Below are 12,356 nucleotides of genomic sequence, written 5' to 3' on the forward strand. Positions count from 1 at the left end.
CTTCGGTCTTGCGTTTCCGACTCTATCAGATCCTTTTCCGATCCGATTTCCTCGGTGCTTTCCAGGTTCCCGCTTCCGCGTTTCCCTTTCCGGCGGTTCCGACTTTATCAGAAGTTCTGAGTCGGATTTCCGCTCCCGGGGCTCCGGACCGTGAGTTGGTCGGGTGCCCCCCCTGAGCGGAGTTGTAAACGTACTGGAGCGGGGCGCCTCGATGCAAATCGAGGCGCCCCGCTCCAGGTTGGCGCGGACGGACGTCCGACGGTCCGTCAGACCTCCACCACCACGGGGAGGATCATCGGGCGGCGCCGGTAGGTGTCCGAGACCCACTTGCCCAGGGTGCGGCGGATCAGCTGCTGGAGCTGGTGCGGTTCGACGACACCGTCCTGGGCCGAGCGCTCCAGTGCCTCGACGACCTTGGGCAGGACCGCGGCGAAGGCCGAGTCCTCGATGCCCGAACCGCGGGCCTGGACGTGCGGGCCGCCGGTGATCTTGCCGGTGGACGAGTCCATCACCACGAAGACCGAGATGATGCCCTCGTCGCCGAGGATCTTGCGGTCCTTCAGGGCCGGCTCGCCCACGTCACCGACGGAGAGTCCGTCGACGTAGACGTATCCGGCCTGGACCTTGCCCGAGATCTTCGCCTTGCCCTCGACCAGGTCGACGGCGACGCCGTCCTCGGCGATGACGATGCGGTCGTGCGGGACGCCGGTCAGGGCGCCGAGTTCGGCGTTGGCGCGCAGGTGGCGCCATTCGCCGTGGACCGGCATCAGGTTCTTCGGGCGGCAGATGTTGTAGAAGTACAGCAGTTCGCCGGCCGAGGCGTGACCCGAGACGTGGACCTTGGCGTTGCCCTTGTGGACGACGTTGGCGCCCCAGCGGGTCAGGCCGTTGATCACGCGGTAGACCGCGTTCTCGTTGCCGGGGATGAGGGACGAGGCCAGGATGACCGTGTCGCCCTGGACGATGCGGATCTGGTGGTCGCGGTTGGCCATGCGGGACAGGGCGGCCATCGGTTCGCCCTGGGAACCCGTGCAGACCAGGACCACCTCGTGGTCGGGGAGGTCGTCGAGGGTCTTGACGTCCACCACCAGGCCCGGGGGGACCTTCAGGTAGCCGAGGTCTCTCGCGATGCCCATGTTGCGGACCATCGAGCGGCCGACGAAGGCTACCCGGCGGCCGTACTCGTAAGCGGCGTCCAGGATCTGCTGGATGCGGTGGACGTGGCTGGCGAAGCTGGCCACGATGATCCGCTTGCGGGCGTTGGCGAAGACCGTGCGCAGGACGTTCGAGATGTCCCGCTCGGGCGGGACGAAGCCCGGGACCTCGGCGTTCGTGGAGTCGGAGAGGAGGAGGTCGATGCCCTCCTCGCTGAGGCGCGCGAACGCGTGCAGGTCGGTGAGACGGCCGTCCAGCGGGAGCTGGTCCATCTTGAAGTCGCCGGTGTGCACCGCCATGCCCGCGGGGGTGCGGATGGCGACGGCCAGGGCGTCCGGGATGGAGTGGTTGACGGCGACGAACTCGCAGTCGAAGGGACCGATGCGCTCCCGGTGCCCCTCCGCCACCTGCAAGGTGTAGGGGCGGATGCGGTGCTCCTGGAGCTTGGCCTCGATGAGGGCCAGGGTCAGCTTGGAGCCGATCAGCGGGATGTCCGGCTTCTCGCGGAGGAGGTAGGGGACGCCGCCGATGTGGTCCTCGTGACCGTGGGTGAGGACGATGCCCTCGATGTCGTCGAGGCGGTCCCGGATCGACGAGAAGTCCGGCAGGATCAGGTCGATTCCGGGCTGCTCCTCCTCGGGGAAGAGCACTCCGCAGTCGACGATCAGCAGACGGCCGCCGTACTCGAAGACCGTCATGTTGCGGCCGATCTCGCCGAGGCCGCCGAGCGGGGTGACCCGCAGGCCGCCTTCGGGGAGCGGCGGGGGCGAGCCCAGTTCAGGATGCGGATGACTCAAAAGACTCTCCTCACCACGCACGCCACGTACCGGTGGGCACGTGGCGCGCATGACGTTCGTGCGGTTGCGTTGGATGGTGTGGGACGCGGGCACCGGTGGCCCGCTTGTTCAGTTGTGGGGTCTTGCGAAGTCTGTTGTCAGAGCTGTACCCCGCCGGCGGCAAGATCGATCTTGAGCTGTTCGGTCTCCTCGGGCGTCAGCTCGACCATGGGCGCGCGCAGCGGTCCGGCGGGCAGGCCCTGGAGGGCGAGCGCCGCCTTGGACGTCATGACGCCCTGGGTGCGGAACATGCCGGTGAAGACCGGGAGCAGCTTCTGGTGGATCTCCAGTGCCTTCTGCACGTCGCCCGCGACGTACGCGTCGACCAGGGAGCGCAGCTCGGGGGTGACGACGTGGCCGACGACCGAGACGAAGCCGACCGCGCCGACCGAGAGCAGGGGGAGGTTCAGCATGTCGTCGCCGGAGTACCAGGCCAGACCGGAGTGGGCGATGGTCCAGCTCGCGCGGCCGAGGTCGCCCTTGGCGTCCTTGTTGGCGACGATCCTCGGGTGCTCGGCGAGCCGGACGATGGTCTCCGTGTTGATCGGGACGCCGCTGCGGCCGGGGATGTCGTAGAGCATGACCGGCAGCTCGGCGGCGTCGGCGACGGCCTTGAAATGCCGGTAGAGGCCCTCCTGCGGGGGCTTGTTGTAGTACGGGGTGACGACGAGCAGGCCCGTGGCGCCGGCCTTCTCGGCGGCGTGGGTCAGCTCGACGCTGTGGCGGGTGTCGTTGGTGCCGACTCCGGCGACGACGTGGGCGCGGTCGCCGACCGCCTCCACGACGGCCCGTACGAGGTCCGCCTTCTCCGCATCGCTGGTGGTGGGGGACTCGCCGGTGGTGCCGTTGACGATCAGGCCGTCGTTGCCTGCGTCCACCAGGTGGGCGGCGAGCCGCTGCGCGCCGTCGAGGTCGAGTGCGCCGTCCGCCGTGAAGGGCGTGACCATGGCGGTGAGGACCCGCCCGAAGGGGGTCTGCGGAGTGGAGGTCGGAGCCATGGGTTACACGCTACTCGTTGCTCGGGGCGGGGTCTGCCCTCGGGGGACGCGGCACCGGGGCGGAGGCGGAGCCCGGCACTGCCTGCTCGGGGGTTCAAGCAGTGCCGGGTCCGTTCGATCAGGCTAGATGAACTTCATGAAATGCCGCAATACGGACACTTCAGGCGGCTGATCGCACCTGCGTGCCTTGGTGTGCGGGCTACGGGGCCACGCGGCCGTTGGCGTTGAAGGCCGCGTGGGTCAGCGGCATCAGGCGCTGCCACTCCGCTTCCATCTTCTCGCCGACCATTTCGATCTCCCGCTGCGGGAAGGACGGGACCTTGGCCAGCTCGTGCTGGGTGCGCAGGCCGAGGAAGTGCATCAGCGAGCGGGCGTTGCAGGTGGCGTACATGGAGGAGTACAGACCGACGGGGAGCACGGCGCGGGCGACCTCGCGGGCGACGCCGGCGGCGAGCATCTCGCGGTAGGTCTCGTACGCCTGGCGGTAGGAGTCGGCCATCGCGCGGCCGACCAGCTCCTGCTGGGCCTCGGTGCCCTCGACGAAGCGGTACTTGCCCGGGCGGCCCTCCTGGACCAGCTTGCGGGAGGCGTCGGGGACGTAGAAGACCGGCTGCAGCTCCCGGTAGCGGCCGGACTCCTCGTTGTAGGACCAGCCGACGCGGTGGCGCATGAACTCGCGGAAGACGAAGATCGGGGCGCTGATGAAGAAGGTCATCGAGTTGTGCTCGAACGGGCTGCCGTGCCGGTCCCGCATGAGGTAGTTGATCAGGCCCTTGGACCGCTCCGGGTCCTTGTCCAGCTCGGCCAGGGACTGCTCGCCGACCGTCGAGACCCGGGCGGCGAAGAGGACGTCGGCGTCGGAGGCGGTGTGCTTCACCAGCTCGACGGTGACGTCGCTGCGCAGGTCGATCTTGAAGTCGTCTTCGGGCGTGTCGGGGGTCACGGTGGGGAGGGCCTTCCGGTCTCGGCAGCTTGCGGACGCCACTCTACGGCGGACACGAAACGGGGCGTTCACGGCCGTGCCGCGATGAAGTCGGTGAAACGGGGCACCTTCGGTGGTGTCCGTTCGTCTGTACAGACAGGTGTTCTTCGACTTCTGGAAGGAGACGTCCTCATGATGCGCCGGCGTGAACCCGTCCCGTTCGCCTTCGTCGCCGAGGCCGACAGGTTCCGCAGCAATGTCACTCCCCCGCCCCCTGAGCGCATGTCGTTCGGCCAGTTGGCCGGGCGCTGGCTGCTCGGGCTGACCATAGTGGCGGGGCTGGTGGGTTCCCTGGTGATCGGGATGCCCGCGCTGTCCCTCGACCACTCCTCGCACCAGGCGCAGCAGTCACAGGCGTCGTCCGGCAAGCGCTGAGCCGTCACCGCGCCGCCGGGGCGCCGCGACTCCGTCCGGGCCCCCTAGGGTGGTGACCGGGGACACAGGTCGATAACCTCACCGGGCACAGCCCACGCATGGAGCGAGTGAGGACCAGCCGTGCCCCTGACCTTCCTGACGGCCGACCGTGCCTTCGACACGGCCGACGACGTCGCGTTGCCGTACGACGACCGGGACCGGTGGCGGCGGCCCTACCGCCCCGGCCCCTGGCGCGTCGGCGCGTCCGCGCTGATGCTGCTGCTGGCGTCGTTCGTACTGTTCTCGACGGTGGCCATCGCCGCGACGGGGACCGTGGCCTCGGCCGGCGTGGTCTTCGGCGTCGCCCTGGTCGTCATCGTCTGCGCGCTGCGGCTGCTGCGGATGGGCACGTGGGTGAGCGCGCGGGGCGTGCGCCGGGTGGGCTTCCTGGTCAGCCGTACGGTGCCGTGGGAGCGGATCGTCGAGGTGCGGACGGTGCAGCAGCCGGTGCGCTGGCTCGGGCTGCCCCGGACGGTGCAGGGACAGGCGCTGGTCATGTCCTGCCGGGGGCGGGACGCCGGCACCCTGCCGCCGCTGCTGACCACGCACAACGCCGACTTCCTCGCCCGGCCGGAGGGGTTCGACCGGGCCGCCGACGCCGTGGAGGCGTGGGGCGCGGAGTACCGGATCGGCTGAGCGGCGTACGACATGCCGGTGGCCCGGCCCCGCGAAGGCGGGGACCGGGCCACCGGCATGTCGCGGGCCTGGTCAGGCCGTCTCGGTGTGCGGCTCGGCCGTGCCGTCGTGCAGTCTGATCGCGCGCTGCATCGCCTTGCGGGCGCGCGGGGTGTCCCGGGCGTCCTGGTAGGCGACGGCCAGGCGGAACCAGCTGCGCCAGTCGTCGGGGGCGTCCTCGGTCTCGGCCTTGCGGCGGGCGAAGACCTCGTCGGCCGAGTCGCGGTCGATCCGGCCGCTCGGGGTGCGCTTCAGCTCGTCGACGGGCAGGGCGCCCTCGGCGTCCAGTTCGGCGGCGAGCCGGTTGGCCTTGCGGACGAACTGGGTGTTCTTCCACAGGAACCACACCCCGATCACCGGCAGCACCAGCACCGAGACGCCGAGGACGACGGTGACGGGGGTGCCGGCCTCGATGAGCAGCACGCCGCGGCTGCCGACCAGGACGAAGTAGAAGACCAGGACGGCGGCGGTGACGGCGTAGGTGATCTTGGCGCGCATGGGAATCAGGGGCTCAGTTCAGGTCCAGGAAGTGTTCCAGGCCGAAGGTGAGGCCGGGAGTGGTGACCACGCGGCGGGCGCCGAGCAGGATGCCCGGCATGAAGCTGCTGTGGTGCAGGGAGTCGTGCCGGACGGTGAGGGTCTCGCCCTCGGCGCCCAGCAGGACCTCCTGGTGCGCGAGGAGCCCGCGCAGCCGGACCGCGTGCACCGGGACGCCGTCCACGTCCGCGCCGCGGGCGCCGTCCAGGGCGGTGGCAGTGGCGTCGGGCGCCGGAGCGGTGCCTGCCTTCTGCCGCGCCTCGGCGATGAGCTGGGCGGTGCGGGTGGCCGTGCCGCTGGGGGCGTCGACCTTGTTCGGGTGGTGCAGCTCGACGACCTCGACGGACTCGAAGTACGGGGCGGCGATCTGCGCGAACTTCATGGTGAGGACGGCGCCGATGGAGAAGTTGGGCGCGATGAGGACGCCCGTCCCCGGCGACGCGTCGAGCCAGGTCCTGAGCTGCGCGAGGCGGTCGTCGGTCCAGCCCGTGGTGCCGACGACGGCGTGGATGCCGTGGCGCAGGCAGTGGTCGAGGTTGTCCATGACCGAGGCGGGGGTGGTCAGCTCGACGGCGACCTGGGCGCCGCTCTCGGTCAGCGTCTCCAGGGAGTCGCCCCGGCCGAGGGCGGCCACCAGCTCCATGTCCTCGGCGGCCTCGACCGCCCGTACCGCCTCGGAGCCGATCCGGCCCTTGGCGCCGAGGACGGCCACGCGCAGCTTGCTCATGTCTGTTGCTTCCTTACCGACGGGTGGGTCAGGCGACGGCGTCGTGCAGCCGGGCCGCCTGCTTGTCCTTCAGCGGGCCGATGACCGACAGCGAGGGCCGCCGTCCCAGGATGTCGCGGGCGACCTCGCGGACGTCGTCCGGGGTGACCGAGGCTATCCGGGCCAGCATGTCGTCGACCGACAGCTGCTCGCCCCAGCACAGTTCGCTCTTGCCGATACGGTTCATCAGCGCGCCGGTGTCCTCCAGGCCGAGGACCGTGGAGCCGCGGAGCTGGCCGATGGCGCGGTCGATCTCCTCGTCGGGCAGGCCGTGCTCGGCGACCTGGTCGAGTTCGTCGCGGCAGATCTTCAGCACGTCGTGCACCTGGGAGGGCCGGCAGCCCGCGTAGACGCCGAAGAGACCGCAGTCGGCGAAGCCCGAGGTGTACGAGTACACGCTGTACGCCAGGCCGCGCTTCTCGCGGACCTCCTGGAAGAGGCGGGAGGACATGCCGCCGCCGAGGGCGGTGTTCAGCACGCCCAGCGCCCAGCGGCGCTCGTCGGTGCGGGCCAGGCCCGGCATGCCGAGCACGACGTGGGCCTGCTCGGTCTTGCGGCCGAGCAGTTCGACGCGGCCCGCGGTGCGGATGGCGCGGCGGCCGTCGCGCGGGGCGATCGGCCGGGCTGCCGGGTCCTTGAGGGCGCCGGCCTTCTCGAAGGCGGCGCGGACCTGGCGTACGACCTTGTTGTGGTCGACGTTGCCGGCGCAGGCGACCACCAGGTGGGTGGGGTCGTAGTGCCGCTTGTAGAAGCGGCGGATGCGGTCGGCGGTGAGGGCGTTGACCGTGTCGACGGTGCCGAGGACCGGGCGGCCCAGCGCGGTGTCGCCGAACATGGTGTGCGCGAACAGGTCGTGCACGCAGTCGCCCGGGTCGTCCTCGGTCATCGCGATCTCTTCGAGGATGGCGCCGCGCTCGACGTCCACGTCCTCTTCGAGGATGAGCGAGCCGGTCAGCATGTCGCAGACGACGTCGATGGCGAGCGGCAGGTCGGCGTCGAGCACGCGCGCGTAGTAGCACGTGTACTCCTTCGCCGTGAACGCGTTCATCTCGCCGCCGACCGCGTCGAGGGCCGCGGAGATGTCCAGGGCGCTGCGCCGGGCGGTGCCCTTGAAGAGCAGGTGCTCCAGGTAGTGCGTGGCGCCGTTCAGGGACGGGGTCTCGTCGCGGGAGCCGACGTGCGCCCAGATGCCGAAGGTCGCGGAGCGGACCGAGGGCAGGGTCTCGGTGACGATGCGCAGGCCGCCGGGGAGGGTGGTGCGGCGGACGGTGCCGATGCCGTTCTCGCCCTTGATCAGGGTTTGGGTACGGGCGACGGCCCGCGCCTCCGGGGAGGTGCGGGCCGTCGCCTGGGAGCTACGGGACGTCACTGGTCGGCGTCGTCCTTCTTCGTCTCGTCGGCGGACTCTTCGCCCTCGATCACGGGGATCAGGGAGAGCTTGCCGCGGGAGTCGATCTCGGCGATCTCGACCTGGACCTTCTGGCCCACGCCGAGCACGTCCTCGACGTTCTCCACGCGCTTGCCGCCGGCGAGCTTGCGGATCTGCGAGATGTGCAGCAGGCCGTCCTTGCCGGGGAGCAGGGAGACGAAGGCGCCGAACGTCGTCGTCTTCACGACCGTACCCAGGTAGCGCTCGCCGACCTCGGGCATCGTCGGGTTGGCGATGCCGTTGATCGTCGTACGGGCGGCCTCGGCGGAGGGGCCGTCGGCGGCACCGATGTAGATGGTGCCGTCGTCCTCGATGGTGATCTCGGCGCCGGTGTCCTCCTGGATCTGGTTGATCATCTTGCCCTTGGGGCCGATGACCTCACCGATCTTGTCCACCGGGATCTTGACGGTGATGATCCGCGGGGCGTTCGGGGACATCTCGTCCGGCGTGTCGATCGCTTCCATCATCACGTCGAGGATGTGGAGGCGGGCGTCACGGGCCTGCTTGAGGGCGGCGGCCAGGACGGAGGCGGGGATGCCGTCCAGCTTGGTGTCGAGCTGGAGGGCGGTCACGAACTCCTTGGTGCCGGCGACCTTGAAGTCCATGTCGCCGAAGGCGTCCTCCGCACCGAGGATGTCGGTGAGGGTGACGTAGTGGGTCTCGCCCTCGATCTCCTGGGAGATCAGGCCCATGGCGATACCGGCGACGGGGGCCTTCAGCGGCACACCGGCGTTCAGCAGCGACATGGTGGAGGCGCAGACCGAGCCCATGGACGTCGAGCCGTTGGAGCTCAGCGCCTCGGAGACCTGGCGGATCGCGTAGGGGAACTCCTCGCGCGTCGGCAGGACCGGCACGAGGGCGCGCTCGGCGAGGGCGCCGTGGCCGATCTCGCGGCGCTTGGGGGAGCCGACGCGGCCGGTCTCGCCGGTGGAGTACGGCGGGAAGTTGTAGTTGTGCATGTAGCGCTTGCGGGTCACCGGGGAGAGGGTGTCCAGCTGCTGCTCCATGCGGAGCATGTTGAGGGTGGTGACGCCCAGGATCTGGGTCTCGCCACGCTCGAACACCGCGGAGCCGTGCACGCGCGGGATGGCCTCGACCTCGGCGGCGAGCGTACGGATGTCCGTGACGCCGCGGCCGTCGATGCGCTTCTTCTCCTTGATGACACGCTCGCGGACCAGGGTCTTGGTCAGCGAGCGGTACGCGGCGGAGATCTCCTTCTCGCGGCCCTCGAACTCCGGCAGGAGCTTCTCGGCGGCGAGCGCCTTGACGCGGTCCAGCTCGGCCTCGCGCTCCTGCTTGCCGGCGATGGTGAGCGCCTGGGCCAGCTCGGGCCGGACGGCGGCGGTGAGCGCCTCCAGGACGTCGTCCTGGTAGTCGAGGAAGACCGGGAACTCGCCGGTGGGCTTGGCGGCCTTGGCGGCGAGGTCGGCCTGGGCGCGGCAGAGCACCTTGATGAAGGGCTTCGCGGCCTCCAGACCGGCGGCCACGACCTCCTCGGTGGGGGCCTCGGCGCCGCCCTCGACCAGCTTGATGGTCTTCTCGGTGGCCTCGGCCTCGACCATCATGATCGCGACGTCGCCGTCCTCCAGGGTGCGGCCCGCGACGACCATGTCGAAGACGGCGTCCTCGAGCTCGGTGTGGGTCGGGAACGCCACCCACTGGCCGCGGATCAGCGCGACGCGGACGCCGCCGATCGGGCCGGAGAAGGGCAGGCCGGCCAGCTGGGTGGACGCGGACGCGGCGTTGATCGCGACGACGTCGTACAGGTGGTCGGGGTTGAGCGCCATGACCGTGCAGACGACCTGGATCTCGTTGCGCAGGCCCTTCTTGAAGGACGGGCGCAGCGGGCGGTCGATCAGGCGGCAGGTGAGGATGGCGTCCTCGGAGGGACGGCCCTCGCGCCGGAAGAAGCTGCCGGGGATCTTGCCGGCGGCGTACATCCGCTCCTCGACGTCCACCGTGAGGGGGAAGAAGTCGAGCTGGTCCTTGGGGTTCTTCGAGGCGCTGGTGGCCGACAGCACCATGGTGTCGTCGTCCAGGTAGGCCACGGCGGAACCGGCGGCCTGCTTGGCGAGGCGGCCGGTCTCGAAGCGGATGGTGCGGGTGCCGAAGGGGCCGTTGTCGATGACGGCCTCGGCGTAGTGGGTCTCGTTCTCCACTATGGTCTTCTCCATTACGTTCAGTTACATGTCGTCTTCCGTCCCGCCTCGCCCGTGTGGCGGGGGGACGGTGATGGAGAAGCGTCCGGTGCGGGCCGGTCTTCGATCGAAGCCCCCGGCGTTCTTTCCCCGAGGGCCACTACCGAGGACCGGCGGCGGCGCGGTGACGCTTCTCCTCGTCTCTTCGTCTCGTCGGTGCAGTGCGGTCGCGTTCTCTACCACACTACAAAGTGGCGGTGACACCGCGCACGTACAGCAAAGGGAGCGGCTCCCGATCGTGGGGAACCGCTCCCTTCACGGCGTCTTACTTGGCGCCCGCCGCACCGCGGCGGATGCCGAGGCGGTCGACCAGGGCGCGGAAGCGCTGGATGTCCTTCTTGGCCAGGTACTGCAGCAGCCGGCGGCGCTGACCGACCAGGATCAGCAGACCACGACGGGAGTGGTGGTCGTGCTTGTGGGTCTTGAGGTGCTCGGTCAGGTCGGAGATCCGACGGGACAGCAGGGCGACCTGGACCTCGGGGGAGCCGGTGTCGCCCTCCTTGGTACCGAACTCGGAGATGATCTGCTTCTTCACAGCGGCGTCGAGAGACACGCGTGCTCCTTCAAGGTCTTCATGAGCCTTCGAGCGCCCCCGGTCTGCTTCTCGGGGGAACTTCCGTTAACTCGGAAGGCTGGGTCCGCTGGGCGCGGCCTCCAGGCACGTGAGGTGGTCCGGGGGCGCGTACACACACGGCCGTCAGCCAGCGTACCAGTCCCCTCGCGGGCCTCAGACGCCGCCGCGGACCTTGTTGTAGACGTCGAGGACGGCCAGGCAGATCGGGACCAGGGACAGCAGCACCAGGGAGTCCGCGAGGTCCAGCATGCGGCCCCAGAAGGGGGACAGGCCCTTCTTCGGCACGATCAGGGCGATCGCGATCAGCAGCAGCACGCCCGCCGCGACCGAGGCGCCGAGCCACAGGGTGCGTACGTCGACCGGGCCGGAGTTGCCCTTGAGCAGTTCCACGACGATGTCGGCCGGCGGCGAGATCGCGAGGCCGAGGACCAGCAGGGCGAGCGTGACGACACCCGCCACGAACAGGCAGGTGACCTGCGCGGTGTAGCGGAACAGGCGGGCCCGGAGCATGGCGGCGAGGCCGGTGCACAGGGCGAGCAGCTGGGCCCAGCCGTTGTCGCTGAAGCCGAGCACCGCGCCGCCCGCGCCGATGATCACCGCGGCGCAGCCGCCGACCAGGCCGAGCAGCAGTTCGTGCCCCCGGCTGGTCTGGGCGACGATGAGCTGGACGTCGACGGCCTCCATGTCGCCCTCGCGGCCCTCACGCCGGGCCCTGGCCAGGTCCTCGGGGTTGCGGAAACCGATCGGCAGCCTGGCGAAGCGCGCCGACCAGCCGGGCAGGAAGCCGACGACCGCCAGCGCGACGACCGCGGTGCCGGCGGCGATCTCCCGCGGCTCGGCCTCGGTGAGGATGCCGCAGAACACGGCGAGCGTACCGATGGCGGCGGCCAGTGCCGCGGCGACGAACGGGGCGTCTCCCTGCGGCAGCAGCATGATCAGGACGACGGAGCACAGCAGTACGGCGACGCAGCCGACGAGGAACTGGATGCGTCCGGGCCCTTCACCGGCGTCCTGGGCGATGATGCCGGAGCCCCCGATGAGCGCGTGCGGCAGTGCGGAGATGCCGAGGGCGACGGCGGAGGCGCGGTCGTCGTAGACCCGGGCCCGGACGCCGGCGAGGGCGGTCAGGGTGAGCGCGGTCGCTCCGGCCAGGATGCCCTGGAGACCGGCCATGTCGTGCCGTACCGGATCGGCGAACCAGAAGACGAAGCCCAGCATGATCAGCAGCAGCGCGCCGGAGACGAGACCGGCCACCCGCATCAGGTTGTCGTTCCAGCTGCGGATGTCCTGCTTGACCGCGGCGGCGATCGCGTCGACCACGTCGTCGTGGACGGCCGGCGGCAGGGAGTCGGCGAAGGTCCGCAGCAGGAGCACCTCGCCGTCCCGGACCCGGTGCTCCAGCAGCGAACGGCTGGCGTCGAGGACCTGGCCCTCACGGCTCACCAAGTGGTAGCCGGCGGGGCTGGTGTCCGACTGGGTCAGTCCCGAGAGCCTGACGATCTCGGGGAAGAGGTCCTGGATCGGCAGGTCCTCCGGCAGTGCGACATCGACTCGGCTGTCCGGCGCCGCGATGGTGATTCGGCAGAAACCTGTCGAAGTCCCCGTGCTCACCTGGTGTTCCCCCTGCTAGACACGACTGCTGCGCGCCGCTCGTACGACGCGGAGCGCCACCCTATCCGCTGCGCCGCAAGGGAAAGGGGCTGCCTCCCGCAATCCTCCCCTTACCCTCTCGGCATCTCCATCCTCCCGCTCTTCTGCGCACCGCGCGCATCAGTAGGATCGACCCTCTACG

General features: G+C 70.1%; 11 protein-coding genes. 2 read left to right on the forward strand and 9 right to left on the reverse strand.

Features of this window, described 5'->3' with window-relative positions:
* Window positions 1-266 precede the first annotated feature (266 nt).
* The 3 genes from ACZ3IG_RS21795 to thyX form a co-directional block, all read right to left on the reverse strand.
* Complete coding sequence (locus ACZ3IG_RS21795) at window positions 267-1,952, reverse strand: ribonuclease J (RefSeq protein ID WP_403544275.1); 1,686 nt, start codon at window positions 1,950-1,952, stop codon at window positions 267-269.
* A 137-nt stretch (window positions 1,953-2,089) separates the two neighbouring features.
* Window positions 2,090-2,989, reverse strand: a complete 900-nt coding sequence (gene dapA, locus ACZ3IG_RS21800; protein WP_467434087.1) for a 4-hydroxy-tetrahydrodipicolinate synthase — start codon at window positions 2,987-2,989, stop codon at window positions 2,090-2,092.
* A 199-nt stretch (window positions 2,990-3,188) separates the two neighbouring features.
* Complete coding sequence (gene thyX, locus ACZ3IG_RS21805; protein WP_215168893.1) at window positions 3,189-3,932, reverse strand: FAD-dependent thymidylate synthase; 744 nt, start codon at window positions 3,930-3,932, stop codon at window positions 3,189-3,191.
* A gap of 171 nt (window positions 3,933-4,103) precedes the next feature.
* Here thyX and ACZ3IG_RS21810 point away from each other — a divergent pair, with 171 nt between their 5' ends.
* Window positions 4,104-4,346 (forward strand): hypothetical protein, encoded by a 243-nt coding sequence (locus tag ACZ3IG_RS21810; protein ID WP_467434090.1) that lies wholly within the window; start codon window positions 4,104-4,106, stop codon window positions 4,344-4,346.
* Between the two features lie 120 nt (window positions 4,347-4,466).
* Window positions 4,467-5,021 carry a hypothetical protein gene (locus tag ACZ3IG_RS21815; protein ID WP_467434091.1) on the forward strand — a complete coding sequence of 185 codons (555 nt, stop codon included), beginning with the start codon at window positions 4,467-4,469 and terminating at the stop codon, window positions 5,019-5,021.
* A gap of 72 nt (window positions 5,022-5,093) precedes the next feature.
* Here the strand turns inward: ACZ3IG_RS21815 and ACZ3IG_RS21820 are convergent, their stop codons facing one another.
* The 6 genes from ACZ3IG_RS21820 to eccD all read right to left on the reverse strand — a co-directional run bounded on the left by ACZ3IG_RS21820 (window position 5,094) and on the right by eccD (window position 12,175).
* Window positions 5,094-5,558, reverse strand: coding sequence for a tetratricopeptide repeat protein (locus ACZ3IG_RS21820; RefSeq protein ID WP_215168899.1), 465 nt, complete (start codon window positions 5,556-5,558; stop codon window positions 5,094-5,096).
* A gap of 13 nt (window positions 5,559-5,571) precedes the next feature.
* Window positions 5,572-6,324 (reverse strand): 4-hydroxy-tetrahydrodipicolinate reductase, encoded by a 753-nt coding sequence (dapB, locus tag ACZ3IG_RS21825; protein WP_467434092.1) that lies wholly within the window; start codon window positions 6,322-6,324, stop codon window positions 5,572-5,574.
* A gap of 28 nt (window positions 6,325-6,352) precedes the next feature.
* Window positions 6,353-7,732: a M16 family metallopeptidase gene (locus tag ACZ3IG_RS21830; RefSeq protein WP_467434094.1), complete on the reverse strand. Its 1,380-nt coding sequence runs from the start codon at window positions 7,730-7,732 to the stop codon at window positions 6,353-6,355.
* On the reverse strand, window positions 7,729-9,951 hold the full coding sequence (locus tag ACZ3IG_RS21835) for a polyribonucleotide nucleotidyltransferase (RefSeq protein ID WP_403544407.1): 2,223 nt from the start codon (window positions 9,949-9,951) through the stop codon (window positions 7,729-7,731). The genes ACZ3IG_RS21830 and ACZ3IG_RS21835 overlap by 4 nt, the downstream gene beginning before the upstream one ends.
* 304 nt (window positions 9,952-10,255) lie before the next feature.
* Window positions 10,256-10,543: a 30S ribosomal protein S15 gene (gene rpsO, locus ACZ3IG_RS21840; protein WP_004924725.1), complete on the reverse strand. Its 288-nt coding sequence runs from the start codon at window positions 10,541-10,543 to the stop codon at window positions 10,256-10,258.
* A gap of 174 nt (window positions 10,544-10,717) precedes the next feature.
* Window positions 10,718-12,175, reverse strand: a complete 1,458-nt coding sequence (eccD, locus tag ACZ3IG_RS21845) for a type VII secretion integral membrane protein EccD (RefSeq protein WP_467434095.1) — start codon at window positions 12,173-12,175, stop codon at window positions 10,718-10,720.
* Window positions 12,176-12,356: the final 181 nt, after the last annotated feature.

This window comes from Streptomyces sp. NPDC016677, from assembly GCF_055562815.1.